Origin of the sequence: Paenibacillus sp. JNUCC-31 (assembly GCF_014844075.1) — a bacterium.
Taxonomy (GTDB): Bacteria; Bacillota; Bacilli; order Paenibacillales; family Paenibacillaceae; genus Paenibacillus.
Genome location: NZ_CP062165.1, coordinates 3,627,660 through 3,651,427, shown reverse-complemented (window position 1 = coordinate 3,651,427; position 23,768 = coordinate 3,627,660). Strand labels below are relative to the sequence as shown.

Below are 23,768 nucleotides of genomic sequence, written 5' to 3'. Positions count from 1 at the left end.
GGTTAAACGTTTTTTTATGTGATGAGTATGCATTTTACAAATATCCAGCCCAAAAAGCCACAAACGTTATCCGTTCGTGACTTTTATTCTTTTTCGACCCATGCATCAGGTCGTTAGTTTGGCATAGACAAGGAAGAACACCATGTTCTCTCCCACAATGGCATAATTAGGCACCTGGTAGATGAGATCCACAAGAACGAACGCAGCCAGCAATCCCAGCATAATCGCCAAGTGAAGCGGACGGAGTCGCATATGGGCATGTCTGTAGCGATGGAACACAAGTGAGGTCGACAAGAAATACAGCAGCACTGATCCAAACATAAACCCGATCATGAACACATAGTTCAGTTGGTTCTGATACAACAACTGGATCGAAGCGGCGATCATGCTCATGGATATGTAGATAAACAGATGACCATAAATAATCGCTTGCCCCGCAGTCTGAATCTCTTTGCTTACCTTTTTCTCTACATTCTCGAAGTACTGCCACCACATAGCAATGACAAATATAGAAGTGAAAACGGCAAACAGGATAGACTTCATATCCCAATGGTCTGCTTGCAGCACAGCGATAATACTAATCACCGATTCACCCAGCAGGATGAGTGTAAAGAGTGCGAAACGCTCCAGCAAGTGATGTGTCTGAACCGGCACTTTCACCAGATTTTTGCGTCCAATCAACGGAAGTACGATATCCACAGCGATCCCCGCATACAAAATCACGTAGCGCAGCCAGGAATCGAAAAACAGAGAACCCGATGAAATCAATATACCAATGATGAAACAGGTGCCCAGGTAACGGGCAGCATGTTGTTGATGTGTACTTTTGGATTTATGGACGGTCAGGTACTGAATGGCCGTAAACGCCCTCGATCCGATATACCCGATGAAGAATGACAGGTAATATTGATCAAAATGAGTCGAGAGGCTTGCTGTCATCACCAGAACAGACAGGAGTTGAAGGATGAGAAATATTCGATGGCTCAGGATATCCTGACCATAACGGTTAATGAATAGGGTCTGACCGACCCATGCCCACCAAACAGGAATGAAAATCAACACAAATTTCATCAGATATTCAAACGAAATCACGCCATGTTCGGCATGCAGCAGAACATGTCCCGCTTTGGAGACTGCGGCTACAAAAAGCAAATCATAGAACAGCTCCAGCCAGGTAACCTTTTTCTCCATCATCCTTCAATGCTCCTTTATTTTCCTCATAATACGATACCTATTGCCTGTACGCTTACCTACCCGCTGGCTTGATGACGCGCCCAGAGTAAAAGCTCTGAGCGCCATCCACCTTACTCCATCGCTGCTGTTGCAGGCACAAGCGTTCTTACCTGGATCGGCTGCAAATTGCCTTCGATTTGGGCACGGTATGGTTCAAACCATTCCGGCAGCATGAGTTTTTGTCCAAGCGACTCCGCGGGCTCATCTTTCGTGAATCCAGGAGGATCGGTAGCAATTTCGAACAGGATACCACCAGCTTCTCTGAAATAGATGGCGTTAAAATATTGGCGGTCCCGAACCGGGGTCGGCTGATAGCCATACTGTTGTACAGCCTCTCTCCATTGTTCATGCTCTGCAAAATCTTTGGCACGCCACGCGATATGGTGGACCGTCCCTGCTCCACCAACGCCCAGAGCCATCCGGGTGACAGGAACATCCACAACATTACCGATATCTCCGAAGGACCGGAATCGTACATACTCCTCGTCTTCATCTACTTTGGTGAATCCGAGTATTTTATCCAGCGCATCCATCGTTCTTTGCGGATTGACGCTGAACAGCACGGCGCCTCCGAATCCTTTGATGGCTTTGTCCGCGGGAATGCCTTCATGAACCCAGGTGCTCGCAGCGCCCTCTTCACGTTCAACCAGTTCAAGACGCAAACCCTCGCTGTCTTCGAACTGCAGCAGCTCTTCGTTAAAACGATTGGTTTTGGTTACCTCAATGTTATACTGTTCCAGGCGATTCTGCCAGAAGCCAATAGTCCCAGGCGGAATCACATATGAGGTAATGCCGACCTGACCGCCACCGATTTTTCCTCGCGGTGATCCGGCTGATGGAAAGAATGTAATGATGGTGCCCGGGCTTCCGTTCTCATCCCCAAAATACAGATGGTATACATCAGGTGCATCAAAGTTGATCGTTTTTTTCACAAGACGAAGTCCCAGAACTCCAGCATAAAAGTCGACATTGGCCTGCGGATCTCCCGCAAAAGCTGTAATATGGTGAATACCTGCAGTTTGAATAGTCATCGTAATTTCCTCCTTGGTTTAACGAACAATTTTGTGTGGTTTGTAGTTGAGTGATGTCGCATAGACATTTTGTATATGTTTATAGTGGTTGAATATTATCTCTATATTAAGATATTTAATCGAAATACATTAATTATTGTTCTGCTTTAGCCTGCTCCTCTTTCAATCGATCTGGAGTAACATCGTCGCCGTTCGGATCATAGATGGTCACATTCAGCAGAATATCATTGATCGAACCGCGAAAGGTTTGCAGATATTCCTGGCGCAGACGAATTTGCTCCGCTTTCTCCATCTCCGTCAACCCTGCAGCTTTGGCTTTTCTTGAAAGTTCATTGATTCTGGTCAATGTTGGGATCATCATCTTGATCTCTCCTCGTAAATCGGAATTAAGATATTTGATATTCTTGGTGTGTTTTATCTCTATATTTAATATCTTAATTTAAAGATAAATCATTTATGATCGGTTGTCAACCTTTTATCCCATATAAAAATCAAATACAAAAAAAGGCTCACTCAAAAGTAGTGCACCTCTGAGCAAGCCTTCCTGTATTTCAGTGCATTAAGCCAGTTTTTGACCACAGTTAGGACAGAAATTTGCGCCTTCATTCTTAGCCCCGCAGTTCGGACAGAAGTTCGGCTTTTTGGTGTCTCCTGAGGAAGATGATGAACCTGCATCGCCGTTTTGATTTGCCGCAGGCTTTTGATCCGAATTCTGGTTCTGACTGTTCTGGTTCGGATTCATGTTCTTCATCATTTCATTTGCCATGTTCATTCCCATCATCATGCCCGCCATATCCGAAGCAGCCCCGCCGCCCTTAACTTTACCGGATGAGATGCCGTCAGTCATGCTGACCTGTTGATATTTTTGCAAATTGCCGATCATTTCATGTGAAGCCGTCTTCGTAATCATATCCTGGATCTCCTGCGGATAATTAAAACTCATCACCTGGAAACCTGTGATTCCGATCCCGATGTCCATCATTTGCATATCCAGATCTTCCTGAATGCCTTTCGCAATATCCGAAGCATTCGCCTGCAGGTTAAACATGTCCTTACCCTCACGGCTAATCCACTTCATCAGCAGCTGATCCAGCACAGACGTAATCCGGATTTTGACATCCTCGACCAGATAGCTCTGCTTAATACCCGCAATTTTATCGATCAATGTGACATAGTCACTCACTTTAAAATTAAACGTGCCATTCGCACGAATCGGCATCCCACCTGGAAGTTGAGGCGTCGGAATCAATACCGGGCTTTGTGTACCCCACCGAACGGTAAATTCCTTCGTATTCACAAACAGCACCTCGACTCGCATGCCGCTGTTGAATCCGAATTTGAAGCCTTTTAAGGTAGACAGAAACGGAATGATCTCGGAATCGATATTAAACGAGCCCTCATCCTCGAAAATCCCTTCCACCTTACCGTTATTCAGGAAAATGGCATCCTGTCCTGAACGGATAATCAGTTTACTTGCCTTCTTGATCTCCCGATTACTCCACTTCCAGAAAATCATGTCATCTCTGAACTCTTCCCATTCCACCACATTCGAAAATTGATTTTTGAAAAATCCCATACCTGTTCCCATCCCTTCTATAGTAAGCATTTTGCGCATCATATGCCCTAAGCTCGCTTGTATTGATTCACTCTTCTAAAAAGATCCTCTACTACCACTGTGCGTATGGCCGCCTCGGCTGGTGCCTCCTCCCCCGCCGCCTCCGCCACCATTATTGTTGTTCTTCTCAATTTTGCGTTTGGTTACGGTTGTGCGAACATATCGATCCTGACGATCGATTACGCTGGAAGTATTCGAATCCTCGTAGGTCGCCCGGTTGACCGTCACACGTCCGCCAGAACGGTAAGCCATAATCCCAACAGCAATGCCTCCGATCACTACAGACGCCCCCAATTGGAACCAGCCATTAAATAAAATATTGTTCGGGTTTACACCAGGTTCATACCCCATGTATTTGTAGGAAAGCTTAATATACTTCTCAAAAGCGAGCTTATAATCCCCATTAGATAATTCAGATGTAATCTTGCTTCGGATTGATTGCAGCCGACCATTGTCCAGATAATCTTCGGCTTTATAGAATCCAGCCAGATAAACATCCCGATTATACATATCCATCGTCAGAATAACCGCATTTCCATGCGCTTTATCATACCCCAGAGCGTGCTCATCATAGAAATCCTCGGTCATCAGCTGTACATCCTGATTCTCCGTATTATTCGTTGTTAGAATAACGAAATCCGTCTGCCTCTCCGCCCCATACTCATTCGCCAGTGCATTCAGTTCACTTCTCTCCTGCTCGTTCAGCAGATTAGCTTCATCGTAAATCAGGTTTTTGCTGTCGGCTGCCGATGCCACTGACATTGAAATCAATGGAGACACGAGAGTGATTCCAAATAAAATAAGTGTTGCCATCCATGCCAAATGTTTTCTTATTCTCACAGGAACCCACCTCCCATCATCCAGGAGACCAGTTTCAACGACAACAGAGAAACGGCTGAAATCCCTGCGAACCATCCGGCAACTTTAGCTTTGCTAATAGGCGGTTTACCCACCACTTTACCCGTTTGACCATTCATCGCAAAGGTATACTGTGAACGATTAAAGTCATAATAAACCATCCACACCGGAAGCAGCACATAATCCGCATTTTTTAACGTGGTATCAATCTGTTTGTCCGTGTAGCTCACACTGTTATAGCCTGAGACGGTTGATGCAATATAAGAATCGATATAAGAGCTCGTTTTTTCTTTGGCGCGCGGGTAAAGTTCATCATCGGTATAACTATATTTTTCCGCAATGTACCCGGCGAGATACGGCGTTTTGAATAACTTCAACTGGTTATAAGGAAACGGCTCCAGCTTATCCATCAGTTCGTCTTTCATTTTCTCCGAAGCATCAATAGGAAGATTCACATAATTAAGCCGGATTCTTCGGTAAATATCAAAATGCTGTGTCTCCGTATACTGATAATCACCCTGCGTGTAGGTCCTGATCTTCGTGCCACGGCCATGAACTTCGATTTTGTTATGTAACTCATATAACCAAAAAGGTACGTATATCCCGGTAATACTCTGGACCCGGTCAGCCGTCATGAATCCGCTTGGCGTCAGCAGCCCGTTTCTGCACCATTTTTTGAACGCCTGCTTGGCCTCTTCCTTGCTGATTGCAAAGGGAAGGACCATGGCCGGGGCCAAATCTCCCGTCAGTCGATCACTCAGCACAACGGCAGCTCCGCAGAAACTGCATGTCGTTGCACTTGTCTCCGGCTCAGTCACGATGTCCGCACCGCAGCTGTTGCAGTGATACTCCTTGACCTCATTCTCCGTGAACACCTGTTTCTTCAACGGATCGGGGATCTGTTCGATATTATCCTGTCGTCCGCAGCTAGGGCAGGATAACGCTCCAGTTGCACTATCAAAAAGCATTCCACTGCCACAGTTGGGGCACTTGTACTCGATTACCGGCATTTGCTCACCTCAATGTTTAACGAAATGTACTACATGATATATATCGTTATTTATCTTCCAATCTCTTCTGAATTGCTGCGAGCTCTTCCTCTGGACTCGGCGTCACCTGACCATTATTACCCGCTTCGGCATTCATTTGCTGCTCCAACTGTGCAATGAGCACATCCAGATCATCTTCCTGTGCCCCAGCACGAAGTTCAGCCAAAGCCTCAGCTTCGTTCATTGCCTGATTCGCTTTGTCTTCCATCGCCTTCAAAGCAGCATTCGCATTGGCAGCGGAAGCGTTCCGTTCATTGGCCTGTTGTTGCGCATTGGCAGCCGCCATTCTACGCTTAAGCTCCGTATGCCGAGCTTCCAATTGCCCCATATCCGCAACCAGCTTCTCGTGCATATGCTGCATCATTTTGGCTTTGGCGGAGGCCCGATCATAGGCAGCTTGCAATTCATTCCGTTTCACAGTCTGCGCTACCTTCTTTTCCAGAAAACCACGTGCCTTGTCTTCATCCCCAGACTCCGCAGATTTCTCTGCATACCGCTGTAATTTCTTAATCTCTGCACTGCATTCGTCCAAAGCCCTCTTCGCCCTGCTCTCATCCGAGAGAACCGCAGCCGTCTCTGCCTTCACCTGACCCAAATCGCTGCTCAAGCTCCGCATATATTCATTCACGGTCTTCTCCGGATCTTGCGCCCGAGCCAGCACATGGCTCACATTCGCTTTCATCACGTCCCTAAACCTCGATAAGATTCCCATCATCCGTTCCTCCTTCGAATAGTTTACATTTACCCTATAATACATGAAATTTGCGAGGTACGTTTCACTTTTAACTCTCCGAGTGCTCCCTCCGGCGATATGCGCTCGGTGACATACCACTCAGCTTATTGAAGCTTCGATTGAATTGCGAGAAGCTGGCGAAGCCGCACTGCTCTGCAATTTCCGTTATTTTCATGCTGGAATTCAGGAGCAACTGCTGGGCGTTACGAATACGAGTCATTTGGATATATTGGGTGAGTGTGAAGCCGGTAACCTTGTTGAACTGACGCGACAAGTGATGGGCACTTACGAAAAACGCCTTCGAAATGCCCTCCAGTGACAACTCCTGCTGATAATGGCTGTGAATATAGGATGTAATGGCATAAATCTGTCTGGACATGGATGATCCTGTCTCTTGAACAACGTAACCATTTTCATGGGAATAACGGTGGATGGTATACAGAAAATCGACGAATTTGCTATGGATTGCGACCGAATTGACGGCAGATGGGTGCTGAGAAAGCGCAAAGATATCGTTTAACGGTGTGAATATATCCTTGCACCGCTCTTCCGTGAACCTGAAAATCGGCAGGGATTCCTCAAATATAGAGAACAGTTCGTTGTAACCGCTCTCAAGTCCAGGTACACTGCGTGGCATAGCAAAATTAATAATCACCCGTTTGGGTGGAGCTCCCTTGGGATACTGTGTTTTGTGCAGCAATGAAGGCTTAAGCAATACAATATCAAACGGCTGAATCTCATATAAACTGCCTTCAATGATATGTGCAGCCGTCCGATCAAGCAGAATGTGCATTTCATAAAAATCGTGAAAATGCTGAAACTCCATATTTACATCGTGAGACCGTTCATCATAATCCACATAATAAAAGAGGGGATCCCCAGGCTGGTTTACCTGGATGGCATATCCCTGCTTGTAGGCCAGAACAAATGGTGTCACGGACATGGACATGCACCTCCTCAACCATTTCATTGGGATCATTTTAGCATGAAATGCAATAAAAAGACGTTATTTTAAGCATAGAATACATAGTTCATTACAATCCTCGTTTGCTATAGTGAAGTTGATAACCAACAAGCGCAGCCTGTAAATACTTCAGACCAAGGTGGGAAACGAAATGAAAACCAGTTCCTTATATACTCGAATCCATACCATTGTTAAACATTTGGAACGTGCCCGATTGACCTCAAAAATGGATGTACACGAGCTTTATCATAAAGAATGCGGTTATCACACATGGGAGCTGGTCCACGAAGACCCTTCCTCCTGGGATATTTTTCGGAAGGGAGACGGCTGGGGTGGCAAGGATGTGCACAGTTGTTTCAAAACCCGAATTCGCATACCAGACCGCATGATCGAAAAAAAGTGGTTTGTGGCATCATCACTGGTGCTGACGATATATGGAACTACGACAATCCGCAATTTCTGGCTTTTCTGAACGGTGAACTGGTCTGTGGATTGGACGTTAACCATACGGAAATTGACCTGACGGCAGCGGCGAACGCTGGCGAAGAGTTTGAGCTTGCGCTGTATGCGTATTGCAGCACTTCGGCGGCTGATGTCTTTTTGAACGTGTATATCGCTGAACACCATCAGCCTGTGACCGATTTATATTACGATCTCAAGGCGGCCCTTGATGCCGCTGATCTGCTGCGTGAGGATGATCTGGAGCGAATGAAGCTGATCGAGCAATTGAATCAGGCCGTGAATCATCTCGATCTGCGCCAGGAAAACAGTGACGCTTTCCATGCCTCGGTGCTGGAAGCTCGCCGCTATATGCAAGAGAATGTCTATGGCGAAGCCCGTCCTGCTGGAGACCAGATGCCTACGGTCCACTGCATCGGTCATACCCACATTGATGTGGCGTGGCTGTGGACGCTGGATCAAACGCGGGAAAAGGTAATACGCAGCTTTGCCAGCGTGCTGTATTTAATGGACAAGTTCCCGGAGTACACCTTCATGTCCTCTCAGCCCAAGCTGTATGAGTACCTGAAGCACGACTATCCACCCTTGTACGATAAGATCAAACAGAAAGTCGCGGAAGGCCGCTGGGAAGCCGAAGGCTCCATGTGGCTGGAGGCAGACTGCAACCTGATCTCCGGGGAGTCGATGGTCCGTCAGATTATATACGGGAAACGTTTCTTCAAGGAGGAATTCGGCGTAGACAATCGCGTATTATGGTTGCCGGACGTCTTTGGTTACAGTGCAGCCATGCCGCAGATTATGCGCAAGAGCGGCATCGATTATTTTATGACAACCAAAATTGCCTGGAATGATACGAACCAAATTCCGAACGACACAATGTACTGGAGAGGTATTGACGGATCGGAGGTATTAACCCATTTCATCACAACCACGGATTATGACAAGCATCCTGACCTCAAGCTTCGCCACCGGTTTGAAACGACCTACAACGGGCGTTTTAATGCAAGCCAGGTCAAAGGAACATGGCAGCGCTATCAGAACAAAAGTATCAATTCCGATGTTTTACAGTGCTTCGGATTCGGAGATGGCGGGGGTGGGCCAACCGAGGAGATGCTGGAACACGGCAGACGACTTGAAAAAGGATTGCCTGGGGTACCAACGGTTAAGCGTACCTTCGTACGGGAGTTTTTCGAGAAGCTGGAGGACAACTTAGCCGATGTTCGTTCTGTTCCTCGCTGGTCCGGCGAGCTCTATCTGGAATATCATCGTGGAACCTACACCTCCATGGCCCGCAATAAACGCTATAATCGTCATAGCGAATTCGCGTTGGCCGATGCCGAGCTTTTCTCCGTCATTCGTCAGCAGATCGATTCGGGAGCCGTTTATCCTGCAGAAGCACTGGAACATGCGTGGAAATTGACGATGCTGAATCAGTTTCATGACATTCTGCCCGGCAGTTCTATTGGGCAGGTGTATGAGGATTCCAGGGAACAATATGAAGAGGTCCTTCGTGTCACGGACGATCTGAAGGCAAGTGCGCTGAGCGGTATTGTGAGCGAGATTCAATCCGATGGAGGAGCGATCGTTGTATTTAACACCACAGGTTTCGAACGGACCGATGTCGTGGAAATTCCTTCTTTTGATCAAAAGGTAGCTGTGTATGACGGAGAGCGGCGAGTTCCGAGTCAGCACACACCGAATGGCGGATTGGTGTTTCTGGCCGAAGGTGTTCCGGCTTCCGGGTACAAAAGCTTCCGAATCACTACGGCGACCGTCGATGATGAAACGACTTGCCAATCATTCACACACGAAGAACTGGGCTTGATCCAGACGCCTTTCTACGAAATCCGTCTGAATGACAGCGCCGAATTTGTATCGATATGGGACAAGGCCGAAGGCCGGGAACTGCTCCAGCCAGGCAAACGCGGCAACGTATTGCAGGTGTTCGAAGATCGTCCTGCGGAATACGAAGCATGGAACATTGATGACTACTATGAAGAGAACATGTGGGAGGTTAGCGATCTTCAACAGCTCGAATGGATTGAATGCGGCCCCGTTCGTTCCCTGCTCAAAGTAAAACGTCAATTCCTTGATTCCGTCATTGAGCAGACGATCATCTTTTACGCACATACGCGTCGTATTGATTTCCGTACCTTTGTAGATTGGAAGCAAGAACATCTGCTGCTGAAAGTGGCATTCCCGCTCGATATCTGGAGTGAAAAGGCCGTCTATGAAATTCAGTACGGCAACGTGGAGCGAGCAACACACCGTAACACCAGTTGGGATCAGGCCCGGTTCGAGGTGTGCGGTCAGAAATGGGCCGACCTGGCTGAGAACGGGTATGGTGCCGCCCTTTTGAACGACTGTAAATACGGGTATGACATTCATAATTCCGTGATGCGTCTGTCGCTGATTAAAAGTGCAACCTATCCTAATGAAACAGCGGACAAGGAGCAGCACGTATTCACGTACTCCCTCTATCCGCACAAAGGAGATTTTCGGGAAGGGCGTGTCATCCAGGCCGCATACGATATCAACCGACCTTTGGTTGCTCGCGAGATTCCTCAGCAAACAGGCATGATGCCTGCGGCGTGGTCACTCGTATCGGTCGACCAGGACAATGTCGTCTTGGAAGTAGTTAAAAAAGCCGAGAATAACGATGATCTGATCATCAGGCTCTACGAAGCGCATGGACGCCGGAGCCGGGCAGCGATCAAGCTGCCGCAAGGATTATCCTCCATCGCTTATGCCTGTGATTTGCTGGAGAATAATGAAGCCGAATATGACGTGGTCAGCGACCAGCTTTCTTTTGACATTAAGCCGTATGAAATTTTGACCTTCCGTGTTCCAATCGGGCAATAGCTAATTACCTGGCCAGTAACTTGACGCTTGTCCACAGTATGGCGTTATCCAATAGCACGGCGCTTATTCCATAATACAGCGTTCATCCATAAGCAAAGAGCTGTCCCCGTCATTCCTGACAGAGGACAGCTCTTGTTTGTGTTCATCCGTTCTAGGGGATCATTCCTTTTGAGAGGCCCCTTTTCAACAAAATAAACGTCACCGCAAACATCAACTCGTTCCAGCAGGAGAGAAAAGCACCTCAAAACATGGCTGTCTGACAACGCCTTGCGCAGACTTGCTGAAGCAAAATTAAGCCGCCGGTAACTACACCGTTTCCGTTATTTAGTGAAGTCGTCAGGAGCCAAAGATGCCATTCCTCTGCAAGTTGGCTATAATAAGGGAAGTCTTCTCATTCCGCAACATCCGAGATGACCAATGAATGATTTTTATAAAAGGCAGGAAACTTATGCGTACACGAGTCCATATTATCGCTCCTTACGAATCCATGACTACGATTATAGAAGAATGTATTCCGCTATTTCCTCAGTTAGCCATTCAGGTTGAAGTAGGCGATTTAATGAAAGGCGCCGAGCTGGCGGCCCAAGCCGAACGAAATGGTGCAGAAATTATTATTAGCCGCGGCGGTACTGCCCAACTGATCAAGGAAGCCGTGACCATTCCCGTCATTGATGTGCAGTTGACTGGATATGACATGATTCGTTCCCTTACGCTCGCCAGCCAGTTCAACGGCCTCACGGCCATCGTTGGCTTTTCCAACATTACTTCAGGCGCACAATCCATTATTGATTTAATGGACTTACCTTTAAAGGTATATACCATACGCAGTTCCGAAGACGTGGCAAGATTGCTGCTGGAGCTGAAAGCTTCCGGATACCGGCAGATTGTTGGAGATGTCATCACTGTAAATACGGCCAAGACTTATGGAATGGAAGGTTTATTGATCCAATCCGGTAAGGAATCGATTCTTAGGGCTCTTGAAGATGCACAGTTGGTATATCGTTATTTGAGCAAAAATCATGCAATATCGATCATCCTAAACGACCTGGTTACCAAGGAGCATCCCAATCTTATGATCCTGGACGACCAGAACGAAGTTGTATTTGAGAACTTGACTGATTTCGAGCAGAATCCACTAACGGATAATCACATTTACCTTACCAATACCAACCTGGAGTTCCACCGATCGAAAATTCAAAATGTATTCATCGTTGACGATTACCAACTGACGGTAACAGCCTACGAAACTGCGTTGGATAACAAAAGTTATAAAGTCTATTTTCTTGAAAAAGGACAGCCTTACGCTTTTGCACAATATGGCATAACAGCATATAACGACATATCCATGGAACCGATTGTTGCCGAATCTCCTGCCATGCAGGCCGTATTGAGGAACATCCGTACTCTGTATGAAAATCACGAACCCATCTATCTGCTAGGCGAGGCGGACTCAGGGAAATCTTTTCTGGTGAAACATATTCATCAGATGTACTCTGGCGGCGGGTTACTTTTACAAATGGATTTGACACAAATGCCTCCAGGTCATTTGCACAAAATACCACTTTCCAAGGTTCGAAATGTGGAGATTAACCATATGGAAGATCGGCTGGAGGATGAAGAGCTCATCTCGTTCATTCAGACCTGTTTACACAGGCGAATCGGTGTGTTTATCCTCGGTGAACAGCGATTGAATCCGAATCGAACCCTGCATATCGAGCTCAATACAATCATTATGCCGAGCCTTGTGGACAGGCAGGAGGATCTTGCACTTCTGATCCAGCATTTTCTCAGTGATTACTACCAGAAGTATGGGACGGTTGCCGTGAAAATAAAAGAGGAAGCACTGCAGCTGATCAGAGATCAAATCCCGCATATGACAGTCAACCAATTGAGGCATCTCATCAAACAGGCTGCGCTGAATGAACAGGAATACGTGATCTCCGCTTCGACCTTGTCACATCTGCTTGGTCAACAACCCTCATCCAATACAATGAAGTTAAATGGTACGTTGAAAGAGATCGAAAAAGAGATTATTCAATACGTTCTGCAAGAGGAAAACAATAATCAATCCAAGGCGGCCGACCGCTTGGGGATTAACCGTGCCACGTTATGGCGTAAACTTAAAGAGTAACTTTAGGTTTACGCCTTTTTTATGATTATGAGTGTTGCATTATTAAACAGTTATAAAGATTACTTAAAATTTACAATAAATAAGTGTTGCTATAATAAACAATATGGGATAACATAATCCATGCAAACGCTTCATAAAAACGATTACTTCATAAGGGAGCCACTACTATGAACATTAAAGCAACATTAGATCGTATTCCTGGCGGCATGATGGTTGTTCCCCTGTTGCTCGGCGCAACCATTAACACATTCTTTCCGAATGCTTTGCGGATTGGGGGTTTCACAGAAGCCCTGTTCGTAAACAGTTCAAGCACCTTGATCGCCCTGTTCCTGTTGATTGCCGGAACGCAAATCACGTTCAAGACAGCCGGTTCTTCGGTTGGTAAAGGCGTTACACTGCTTGTGTTCAAGTGGGCAGTTGGTGCAATATTAGGTTTGATCGCCATATTCTTTGCGGACTCCAATGGTTTATTCCTTGGTTTGGCGCCACTCGCCATTATCGCCGCAATGACGAATTCCAATGGTGGACTGTACATCGCGCTGGCCGGACAATACGGCAAAGAAGATGACAAAGCGGCTTATCCGTTCCTCGCGCTCAGCGACGGACCGTTTCTCACCATGGTTGCTCTTTCCATCTTTGGTGCGATGGGTTTTGCCAATGGCATGTTCTCCCCGATGTCCTTTGTAGCTGTACTGCTTCCGCTAATCGTCGGCGTTGTTATTGGTAACCTGGATCGCAACATGGCTGAATGGCTGCATAAAGGCAGTGACAAGCTCGTTCCATTCTTCGCCTTTTCACTGGGTATGGGAATTAACTTCTCATCGATCATTCAAGGCGGACTCAGCGGTATCTTGCTGGGTGTACTGACTGTATTGATCACTGGTGGCATCGGTTTCTTGTTGTTCAGAGCTATTGGCTGGAACCCGATTGTCGGCGCTTCCGAAGGCTCCACAGCCGGTAACGCTGTAGGTACGCCTGCTGCCATCGTGGCTGCAAACGCTTCTTTTGCCCCGATTGCCGAGATAGCTACGGTACAGATTGCTGCAAGTGTTGTGACAACCGCCATTCTGCTGCCGATCTTCATCGGCTTCCTCTCCAAGAGGCTGGAGAAATCAGGCGGCGTCGAGAAATACAAACAAAGACCGTCCACCTAAATGCACTGAATTTAATTGACCGGACTTATAAATATTTTGCTTTCAAAGGAGGGATGACTGCATGAAATTAGCCATCATTGCAGATGACTTGACCGGCGCCAATGACAGCGGGGTGCAGCTTGCCCGTCATGGATTAAGAACAAGCGTACTTTTCAACATGGACGAAGATAACATTCGTCATTACGATGCGGTCGTCTTCGATACCGATAGCCGTTCCATCACACCGGAGGATGCGTATCAGCGGGTTAGCGGAGCAGCCGAACTGCTGCTCAGGAACGGATTTGGCACCATTTTCAAAAAAATGGACTCGACCATGCGCGGAAACATCGGGATTGAGATCGACGCCTTGTACGACGTGGTCAAACCCGATTTTATGATGATCGCCCCTGGCTATCCCAAGAACAATCGCACCATTCTTAATGGCACGCATTATCTGAACGGCATTCCACTGGCTGATACCGAGATTGCGAATGATCCAAAGACACCTGTGACTCTTTCGTATCTTCCGGATTTGCTCAAGCTCCAGACCAAGTATGAGGTGGGCGAGATGAAGATAAGCGATCTTGAATCGGGTACAGATCATATTAAGACGCTACTGGAAACCTATAAGGCACATGGCATTCCCTATATCCTCGTCGACTCGACGGATGAGAAGCACTTGGAGCAGGTTCTGAATATCACCAGCGAGCTGAATTATACCTTTGCCTGGGCAGGCTCGGCGGGTATTGCCAACTACCTTCCAACGCATTACGGCTTGGGAGCCAAGTCCGCGGAATTGACCATCCCAGCAAATCCGGGTCCAATCCTCACCGTTGTGGGGAGTGTGAACAAAAACTCCCGTGAGCAGCTTAAGCAGTTACTTCAGAAAACCAACGTATCATCCATTCCGTTCCACTCCTTCAAAGCCGTATCGGGTTCGGCAGATCGTGAGCAAGAAATCGATCGTGTGTATGAAGAAGTGAAGGACAAAGCCGTGGAAGGCAATGACGTTGTCCTCTATTCGACCGCTGAACAGGTAGATATTGAACTGGCACGTGCTACGGGTGAAGTCAGAGGGCTTAATCACACCGAGGTTAGCAATGAAATTGTACGGGCCATAGGCGAAATCTGTGCCAAGTTGTTGGAGAATGGGTACTTCAAAGGTGTATCCATGACGGGCGGAGATACAGCTAAACAAATCTGTATGAAGTGGAACATCAGCGGTTTCGAACTGCTCGATGAGCTTGAAATTGGTGTACCGATATCGAAATTTATTGGAATTGAGGATCTGCACGTAATTACCAAAGCGGGCGGATTCGGCAAGCCCGACGTCTTCATCCATGCGATTGAAAAATTAAAAGGAGGAGTTCCGGCATGAAACCAACCGTTGGAATTACAATGGGCGATGCAGCAGGCATTGGACCCGAGATCATTATGAAAGCACTGGGTCATCAGGAGGTCTACAACAACTGCAATCCACTTGTCATTGGCGATGCGAAAATATTGGAGCGTGTCCTGCCTGTCATCGGATCGAATCTGAAGGTAAATGCCATTCATGAGCCATCCGAAGCCAAGTATGAATTCGGTACGGTGGACGTTATTGATCTGGACCTCGTTCCCGCAGATCTGGAATACGGTATAGTATCTGCCGTTGCGGGAGATGCAGCGTTTCAGTTTCTGGCGAAAGCTATTGATCTGGCCAAAAAACAGCAAATTCACTCCATCTGCACGGCGCCTCTGAACAAGGAAGCACTGCATCTGAGTGGACACTTGTATCCAGGTCACACCGAGATTCTGGCTGATCTGACCGATACAGAGGATTTCTCCATGATGCTGACTACGCCCAATCTGCGAGTGATCCACCTTACGACGCATATGGGTCTGATAGACGCCATTGCTAGCATCAACCCGGAAAGAACGTACACTGTGGTTAAACTGGCTCATGATACTCTGAAAAAAGCCGGCTTCGAAAATCCGCGCGTTGCAGTATGCGGTATTAACCCACATGCAGGTGAGAACGGCTTGTTTGGTAATGGTGAAGAAGAAGAAAAATTGCAGCCCGGCATCGAGCGTGCGCAGAGGGAAGGCATTAACGTGGTTGGTCCACTCCCGGCGGACACACTGTTCTTCCGCGCAGGGCGCGGTGATTTCGATATCGTCGTTGCTTGCTACCATGACCAGGGGCATGCACCGATCAAAGTTATGGGTATTGAAGAAGGCGTGAATATCACGGTGGGTCTCAAAGGCGGCATTATCCGTACTTCTGTAGACCATGGAACGGCTTTTGACATCGCAGGAAAAAACATCGCCGATGACAAAAGCATGCTGGCCGCCATCCGTTCCGCCATCGAACTTGCCCCAAAAACGCAAATTTAACAACATGTATACACATATGAGCATGTTGCATAAATCCCAAAGAGCGCCTTCCAATGTACCCGGGAGTGATACTGATTGAATTATGCAACATACTAAAATAAAAATTAAAAAAGCATCGATTCTGCCCTAACTAATGGCAGAATCGATGCTTTTCGTTTTGGGTCAAAAACGTTCGGCTCATCAGAAAGGAACTCGTTCATTACACGCTCGATTCGCGGTCGTACCAATAGCCAGGAATGTCCCGTTCCAGACGCATCAGCGCCTCAAGATAAAAATAATCACCCCAGATCGTGTAATCATCGGGTGAATCTCCACCTCTTACAGAGTAGGAGCCATGCTTCAGCAAACCCTCCGCTGAATCTGATCCCTGTGTGGAATAATGATTAACTAAGGATTTCATGGAGGATTCCGCTGCATTTTGGAAAACCTTCCGCTCAGGATCAGCTTCATCCATCCGTCCGGCAATTTCCAACAGACCGCAGGCAACAATAGCGGATGCAGAGCTGTCCCTTTTCGTAGTAGGCGTCTGAGGAGCATCAAAATCCCAGTAGGCTACTTCATCCTCCGGAAGATGGGCAATGAAATAACGGGCGAGACGCTTGGCTGTCTCCAGCATCTCTGCACTTTGCAGATAACGGCTGCACAGTGCGAATCCGTATATCCCCCATGCCTGTCCGCGCGTCCAGGTGGAGCCGTCGTGGTAACCCTGATGTGTGCCGCCCCGGATGGCTTCCCCCGTAACCTGATCAAAATAAAAGGTATGATAACTTGAGTCATCCCCACGAACGAGGAAACGGCGACTTTTCAGCGCATGCAGCTCGGCAACGCGGCGATACTCCTCGTTATTCGTCTGCTCATACGCCCAGAACAGCAGCGGAAGATTGAGCAGGCAATCGATAATAATTCGCCCTCCGTTGTTCACATCGCCTTGGCGTCCCCAAGCCTGGATCAGTCCAGCTTCCTCCCGCCAGCGTTTCATCAGCATATCGGCAGCTTCCAGCGTCAGTTTCCTCGCGGCAGCGTCATGCTCCACAATCCATTGTGCCTTGGATGACAATGAATAGAGGAAACCAATATCATGGTGGTCGAATATGAATTTTCGCTCCATTCGCCGACGGAAGTTATCGACGGTGCTTGCTGCTGCCTCACGAAACAGCGGGTCTCGTGTATACTCCGTGCATAACCACAGGATGCCCGACCAGAAGCCTGCCGTCCACTCCGTATTATCGTTAAGCATATAATGCTCATCCCCGTTGCTCACATGGGGAAAGCGTCCCTCAAATCGTTCTATATTATGCCGGGTGACATGGAGTGCATCTTCAATAGCCTTTTTCCACATGGAACAGTTCCTCCTCTAAGCATGTGATATTATTCAATCCTCTTGCTGGACAAGTCTGCTGTTTTGCTTATATTGGCCGGGTGTAATTCCCTCATACTTTTTGAAGACACGAATGAACGAATTGCTGTTCAGGAAACCCACCCGCTCGGAAACGTCCTGAATCGTCAGTTCCTCAGCCTGTAAAATTTTCTTGGATTGCTCAATTCGATATTGGTTGATGTAATCGATCACGTTGACTCCGGTCTGTTCCTTAAAGTACTTGGAGACATAGGTTGGATGAAAACGAAACCGCTCCGACAAATGGGTCAAACCCAGATTGACATCTGCATAACTCTCATGGATGAATTCCACCAGTTGATCCCTCAATTCCTCACTGCGGGATCGCTTGCGCTCATGCACCGTCTGGCATACCGTCTCCAGTATTCGCAACAGCTCAGCTTCGATCTCCTCAAAGGTCTCACATGCAAACAATTGCCGGATCAGATCGTTACGCTGCGTCATCTCGTTCTGGTCATCTGTCTTGATCTGTTCCGTAGCTTTCAGAAAAGTACCGATCAACTCAAACATCAGACAGCGAGCCAGTTCAACAGACAAGGGCTCTCCTGCAAAATTGGTCATGAGAATTTCGTTCATCACTTCCGTGGAACGGGCATAATTCCCGGTAGCAATATAGTTGATGAGCTGTCTCTCCAGATCGAGAGGGTAATACAGTTCCTCTTTCGGTCGACGAATCCGGTTCGGGTCAATAATCTGACCGATGCCCAGAATCAGCCGGTACTCCAGTGCCTCTTCCGATTCCCGGAAACAATCCGCGATCTCCACCATACAGTGGTGAACATGGCTTACGCCAACAGAAAAGTATACGCAGAATCGGGAACCGATGAAACGCTGGGCTTCTTCGACTGCACGAATTAACCGTTGACTGGTATCCTCCTCACAGTCCCGAATATTGATCAGGAATGCGATTCTTCCATTAATGTCCACAGAGTATACGTGACCAATCGATCCGATCATCTCCTCCAGCACATTGGTCAGGATCAGATGTACAAATTGATGTTTCTCCTCCTGGTCCTGCTCACGTCCTCTGGAACGGAACAGTCCTTCAACATCCTCAATGTGCAGGAGCAATACGGCAAATGAATTCGTCTCGAACCGAATGCCCGACCGTTCCAGCGTCGAGGGAAATCCCTCACCCACCTGTACCCTTCCCTTCATCAGCTTGGAGAGCAGACTGCCCCGCACAACGTTTTGCTGATCCTTAAGCCTGTTCGCAAATTGATCCTGCTCCTCCCAGGCTTGGATCAGGACAGACTGCAAGATGCCATATTCATTATCTGGCTGCTCCAGTTTCCATTTGACCTTATCGGAGATAATGCTCATGATCCGTCCCAGCGGACGGTAATTCCTCCTGGTAAACCACCAGGCTGCCACCCCACCGAGGATAAGTCCTGCGGCAACACCTCCAAGCGTAATATCGCGGATGACCGTCAGCTTCTTGGCATAGATTCGGGTAGGTATGATGGATACATACTTCCAGTCCTGGATCTTGGAGGAAATCTGTGATATGGTCACGGACTCTCCGTTCCAATCAATCGTTTCCGTTCTTTTCCCAGCATCATCGAAAAGTTTAAGGTCCTCCCCATTCATGTAAGGGGTTTCAAACGATCCGGTGGAAAATAACGTGTTTCCGTCGTGATCCAGAATGAACACGATGCTCTCTTTTTCCAAACGTACGTGATCAATGGCTTGCTGGAATCGATTCGGGTCCAGGTTAACAACGAAGGTCGCAGGGCTGTCAGCGCCATTCTGAATAGGAAACGGCTGAAGATAGACCAGCGTGTCTTCGATCCGTCGATCTTCACTCCGAACCTCCATTTTGCGGTACATGCTCTTACCGGAATCGTGCATAAGCCGGGTCCACGCTTCTTCGGTTACATTCGTGCCCTGATAGAATATGTCATATAGGTATTTTTTCTGAATGAGTGAAGAAGAGGATAACGCGATATCGGATTGTTTGATATAAATATACAGTTCACTAATCAAGCCGTTTCCGACGCGTGTGGATTTCAAGTTCTTGATCAGATCAATCCCCATGAACCTCCAACGGGCATCTTGTTCCGAGGCATGATTAATGAAGCTCATGAGTTGAGAGTCAGCCATTAATTGATTACTGATGCTGCCAATATCGCCAATCTGATTATCAATGGTTTCCTGCACCTGAGATAACAGCACCATGTTGGAACGATTAACTTCTTCCTCAAGCAACAGGCGAGACTCGGCAAAAACAGCAGCACCGATCACTATAGGTATGAGCAGAATGACCATGTAAGAAATGCTCCAGGACAACAGGATGCTTTTCCTCTTCATGCGTCTCCTCCTCACATTGTGTTATTGGATAGGGTATAAGGCAGATTTATTCCTTGATTGCTCCGATCATAACACCTTTAACAAAGTATTTCTGCAGGAAAGGATAGATGAACAATATAGGCAGGGTGGCTACCATCACGGTTGCGTATTTCACACTTTCCCCGATGGCCTCTTTGTCCATAGCAGTCGCTCCTGTTGTCATCGAATCTGTACTGTTCTGAATCAGAATTTCCCGTAGCACCAGTTGAAGTGGAAACAGGTTCCGGTCCCGAATATACAGGATCGCACTGAACCAGGAGTTCCAGTGACCGACGCCGTAAAAGAGAATCATCACCGCAATGACGGGCATGGACAATGGTACGACGATCCGCCACAGAATGAGCACCTCTCCCGCCCCGTCTATACGGGCCGATTCTAGCAGACTTTCCGAGATTTCTGCAAAAGAAGTTCGCATAATAATCAGATTATAGCTGCTGATCAAACCGGGTACAATCAAAGCCCATAGGCTGTTGCCCATATGAAGCGTGTTATTGATCAACAGATAAGACGGTATGATTCCGCCGTTAAAAAACATCGTAAATACAATCGCCAGCATGATCGGATTGCGGAGCATAAAGCTTTTGCGGGATAATGTATACGCCCCCAGAATGGTGAACAGCAGATTCAGCGCCGTGCCCACCACCACAATGAATATCGTATTCCGGTATCCGGACAGAATGTTGGGGTTGCTTAGCACCAGCTTGTAGCTCTCCATTGTAATTCCTTTGGGGAAAAGCAGCAGGCCTCTATGGGCCATGAGTTGACCTGAGTCGCTAAGCGATGCATTCAGCACATGCAGCAGCGGATACAAAGTTACGATAATCAAACCTGTCATCAGAATCGCGTTCGCACCGCCAAACAGCCGCTCTCCAATGGACCTTTTCATTCGCAAAAGAAATCCCTCCCTTCACCTCGTTCTTGGCTAGAACAGCTTAGTATTGGAAATCACCTTGGACAGGCGATTGGCACCGATTAGCAGCGTAAAGTTAATGACCGACTGGAACAGACCCACCGCGGTTGTATAGCTGAACTCGGCACTTTCACTAATCCCTTTGCGGTAGACAAACGTTGAGATTACATCTGCCGTATCATACACGTTCGGATTATAGAGCAGAATAATTTTCTCGAACCCAATCTCCATTAGTCCACCAATGCGGAGTATGAGGAGAATCATAATCATCGGAATGATGCCGGGAAGCGTGATATGCCACACCTGGCGAAGTCGACTCGCCCCGTCCACGTTGGCAGCATCGTAGAGCTCGGGGTTAATGCCACTAAGCGCAGCCAAATATATGATGCTGGAAAAGCCTAGCTCCTGCCAGATCGATGAGGCGGTATATATGGTACGGAAATTGGCCGGATCGCTGAGAAGCGCGCTGCTCTGACCGCCAAAATAACCAATGATGGTGTTAAACAGTCCATCCCGGGAGGAGAAATCAACAATCATGCCGCAGATGACAACAATGGAAATAAAGTGAGGAATGTATGAGATCGTCTGTACCGTGCGTTTGAAGATTTCATGCCTGAGCTCATTCAGCAGAAGGGCAAGAAGAATGGGAGCCGGGAAACCGAACAACAGCTGATAAAAGCTTAGCAAAAGCGTATTCTTCAGAATCCGCCAGAAATAATAGCTTTGAAAGAAATCCCGAAAATGCTGCAATCCGACCCAATCACTGCCCCATATGCCTTTGCCCACCGAGTAGTCTTTGAATGCAATGATGGCTCCATACATCGGCAGATATTTGAAGACGAGAAAGTATAAAATGACGGGAAGAGCCATCCAATAGATGGCTTTATTCTTTTTGTAGTTGAGCCATAACAAGGAACGCTTGTGCGACAACTTCTTCATCCCCTTCCTTTTCCATTCCAAAGAGGGCATCCACGGCGGTAGAAGGGTAAAAAGGGCTTTACCACCCGTGGACATCTCTACTTATCTGGCGTTAAAACGGTCAAGAGCAGCTTGCTGGATTTCAATGGCCCGTTTGACGTTGAACTTGTTGATCTGATCGACAAACTTGTCAAAGTTCTCAATCGGCTCGACCCCAATGACAAATTTGACGAACATCTCGTCCCGATAGGTTCCAATATCACTCATAATTTTGCTGTATTCCGAAGATTCCTCCGTTGTCAGACTGGTAGGAGGAAGCCCTACTTTCAGCGTATTCTCACTGTATTTGGAGAACAGAACAGCTGCATCCTTCTGCTGCTGGAGCTGATAATATTGCTCGTTGTACCGATCGTCATCCTCCCCTACGAAGGGATAATTCGCAATAAAATGTTTAGCCATGGCCTGAGCAACCGACAAGCCGTCCGGATTTTTTAAAATCTCATCGGTATAGGTCGGGTAACCGTCCTTCATCGTATACGTGAGGCCCTCCACACCAAAATTTTTCAGCATATGCCCTTCTTCACTGAAGAAATAATCGAGTGCCTTGACCGTTTCTTCCGGGTGTTTGTTGCTATTGGTGATCACAACGCCGCTACTGCTCCACTCCCAGGAACGCCCCGTAAACATCGGTTCATCCCCTTTCTTCAGCACCGGATATTGCACGGCTGTCAGATTGGCATTCGGGTCCGTTTCCTGCAGAGCGGGCAGGTAGCGGCCTACACCTCCACCGATGAAGGTGAAAAACGCACCCGCTTGACTGCTCAATATTTTGGCATCGTATGTTTTCTGATCATTAGTAGCAAAATCGGGATCAATCAATCCCTCCTCATACCAGCGATGGAACATCGTTAGAAATTCTTTATATTCCGGCTCGATGGGACCATAGACCACCTTGCCATCTTTCATAAACGTATTATTAGTGATGCCGTAAGCCTCCAGATACGTCGGTGCGGCTGGTCCCATCGTGGTCATTTTGGGTGGTGCACCAAACAACAGGGGCGCTGCTACGCCTTTTTTCTCCTTGAAGGCCTTGAGTACCGTCTCCCACTCCTCAATCGTTTCCGGTTTCTCCAGCTTCAGCTCATCCAGCCAATCTTGACGGATGAACGTACCGCCGAAGGTTTTGTATTCCCCCAGACGCAGATGCGGTATCGCATAGATATCTCCGTTGTCGGCTTTTAACTGTTTGGCAACCTCGGGATTCTCCTCCAGGATCTTTTTCAAATTGGGAGCGTATTCATCAATGAGTTCGTTAAGTCGAATGATGATACCGTCATTGAACAGTTTGGCGTAATCTCCATTGACAAACATGGCATCAGGCAGCTGATTCGAGGCAATCATGACATTGAACTGTTCGGTCTCGGCACCCACCGCGGGATGCTGGAATTCGATTTTGGTATTGGTTTTTTTCTCCCATTCCTTAATCGCCGTGATTTCATTCATGCTCTTGAGTGTGATGGAAGCATTGGTATTCATCGACATCCAGATTGAAATGGGCGTAGGTCCATCTCCTTCTGCTTTACCTGCACTTCCGTTATCTCCTGAACACCCTGCAAGAGCAGTTATGCCCATCATCAGGCAGATTCCAATGGTTAGTCGTTTTCTCCATGACCTTTTCATCGCTTCCTGTCCCCCATTTCATTTGTATCGTTGATAAGCAGCAGCCCTGTCATCGCTCTCCATAAAGTTAC

General features: G+C 47.4%; 18 protein-coding genes. 5 read left to right on the top strand and 13 right to left on the bottom strand.

The window, feature by feature from the left end; translation table 11 throughout:
* Positions 1-105: 105 nt before the first annotated feature.
* The 8 genes from JNUCC31_RS15745 to JNUCC31_RS15710 form a co-directional block, all read right to left on the bottom strand.
* Positions 106-1,194, bottom strand: coding sequence for a low temperature requirement protein A (locus JNUCC31_RS15745; protein ID WP_192272454.1), 1,089 nt, complete (start codon positions 1,192-1,194; stop codon positions 106-108).
* 110 nt (positions 1,195-1,304) lie between these two features.
* Positions 1,305-2,264: a ring-cleaving dioxygenase gene (locus tag JNUCC31_RS15740; protein WP_192272452.1), complete on the bottom strand. Its 960-nt coding sequence runs from the start codon at positions 2,262-2,264 to the stop codon at positions 1,305-1,307.
* A gap of 133 nt (positions 2,265-2,397) precedes the next feature.
* A complete protein-coding gene (locus tag JNUCC31_RS15735) occupies positions 2,398-2,622 on the bottom strand; it encodes a DUF896 domain-containing protein (protein ID WP_192273048.1) in 225 nt (74 codons plus the stop codon).
* A gap of 201 nt (positions 2,623-2,823) precedes the next feature.
* Positions 2,824-3,840: an SPFH domain-containing protein gene (locus tag JNUCC31_RS15730; RefSeq protein WP_192272450.1), complete on the bottom strand. Its 1,017-nt coding sequence runs from the start codon at positions 3,838-3,840 to the stop codon at positions 2,824-2,826.
* Positions 3,841-3,915: 75 nt separating this feature from the next.
* A complete protein-coding gene (locus tag JNUCC31_RS15725) occupies positions 3,916-4,713 on the bottom strand; it encodes a TPM domain-containing protein (protein WP_416234439.1) in 798 nt (265 codons plus the stop codon).
* A 2-nt stretch (positions 4,714-4,715) separates the two neighbouring features.
* A complete protein-coding gene (locus JNUCC31_RS15720; RefSeq protein ID WP_192272448.1) occupies positions 4,716-5,747 on the bottom strand; it encodes a TFIIB-type zinc ribbon-containing protein in 1,032 nt (343 codons plus the stop codon).
* Between the two features lie 46 nt (positions 5,748-5,793).
* On the bottom strand, positions 5,794-6,498 hold the full coding sequence (locus JNUCC31_RS15715; protein ID WP_192273044.1) for a PspA/IM30 family protein: 705 nt from the start codon (positions 6,496-6,498) through the stop codon (positions 5,794-5,796).
* Positions 6,499-6,568: 70 nt separating this feature from the next.
* Positions 6,569-7,462: an AraC family transcriptional regulator gene (locus JNUCC31_RS15710; protein WP_192272446.1), complete on the bottom strand. Its 894-nt coding sequence runs from the start codon at positions 7,460-7,462 to the stop codon at positions 6,569-6,571.
* 372 nt (positions 7,463-7,834) lie between these two features.
* Between JNUCC31_RS15710 and JNUCC31_RS15705 the strand changes: the two genes are divergently transcribed.
* The 5 genes from JNUCC31_RS15705 (at position 7,835) to pdxA (ending at position 16,444) form a co-directional block, all read left to right on the top strand.
* Positions 7,835-10,804, top strand: a complete 2,970-nt coding sequence (locus tag JNUCC31_RS15705; protein WP_228469672.1) for an alpha-mannosidase — start codon at positions 7,835-7,837, stop codon at positions 10,802-10,804.
* A 448-nt stretch (positions 10,805-11,252) separates the two neighbouring features.
* Positions 11,253-12,935 (top strand): sigma-54-dependent transcriptional regulator, encoded by a 1,683-nt coding sequence (locus JNUCC31_RS15700; protein ID WP_192272444.1) that lies wholly within the window; start codon positions 11,253-11,255, stop codon positions 12,933-12,935.
* 167 nt (positions 12,936-13,102) lie between these two features.
* Positions 13,103-14,089 (top strand): 2-keto-3-deoxygluconate permease, encoded by a 987-nt coding sequence (locus tag JNUCC31_RS15695; protein ID WP_192272442.1) that lies wholly within the window; start codon positions 13,103-13,105, stop codon positions 14,087-14,089.
* A 61-nt stretch (positions 14,090-14,150) separates the two neighbouring features.
* Entirely contained in the window at positions 14,151-15,446 is a 1,296-nt protein-coding gene (locus JNUCC31_RS15690; protein WP_192272440.1) for a four-carbon acid sugar kinase family protein, read from the top strand.
* Positions 15,443-16,444 carry a 4-hydroxythreonine-4-phosphate dehydrogenase PdxA gene (gene pdxA, locus JNUCC31_RS15685; RefSeq protein ID WP_192272438.1) on the top strand — a complete coding sequence of 334 codons (1,002 nt, stop codon included), beginning with the start codon at positions 15,443-15,445 and terminating at the stop codon, positions 16,442-16,444. Before JNUCC31_RS15690 ends, pdxA begins: the two co-directional genes overlap by 4 nt.
* 199 nt (positions 16,445-16,643) lie before the next feature.
* Here pdxA and JNUCC31_RS15680 read toward each other — a convergent pair whose 3' ends face one another.
* From JNUCC31_RS15680 to JNUCC31_RS15660, 5 genes are all read right to left on the bottom strand, one after another.
* Positions 16,644-17,783 carry a glycoside hydrolase family 88 protein gene (locus JNUCC31_RS15680; protein WP_192272436.1) on the bottom strand — a complete coding sequence of 380 codons (1,140 nt, stop codon included), beginning with the start codon at positions 17,781-17,783 and terminating at the stop codon, positions 16,644-16,646.
* Positions 17,784-17,816: 33 nt separating this feature from the next.
* The gene (locus tag JNUCC31_RS15675) at positions 17,817-20,150 is read right to left on the bottom strand and encodes an AraC family transcriptional regulator (protein ID WP_192272434.1); all 2,334 of its coding nucleotides are present in this window, start codon (positions 20,148-20,150) and stop codon (positions 17,817-17,819) included.
* A gap of 46 nt (positions 20,151-20,196) precedes the next feature.
* Positions 20,197-21,081, bottom strand: a complete 885-nt coding sequence (locus tag JNUCC31_RS15670) for a carbohydrate ABC transporter permease (protein ID WP_192272433.1) — start codon at positions 21,079-21,081, stop codon at positions 20,197-20,199.
* A 30-nt stretch (positions 21,082-21,111) separates the two neighbouring features.
* Entirely contained in the window at positions 21,112-22,038 is a 927-nt protein-coding gene (locus JNUCC31_RS15665; protein ID WP_228469671.1) for an ABC transporter permease, read from the bottom strand.
* Between the two features lie 81 nt (positions 22,039-22,119).
* A complete protein-coding gene (locus JNUCC31_RS15660; RefSeq protein WP_192272431.1) occupies positions 22,120-23,697 on the bottom strand; it encodes an extracellular solute-binding protein in 1,578 nt (525 codons plus the stop codon).
* Between the last annotated feature and the right edge of the window lie 71 nt (positions 23,698-23,768).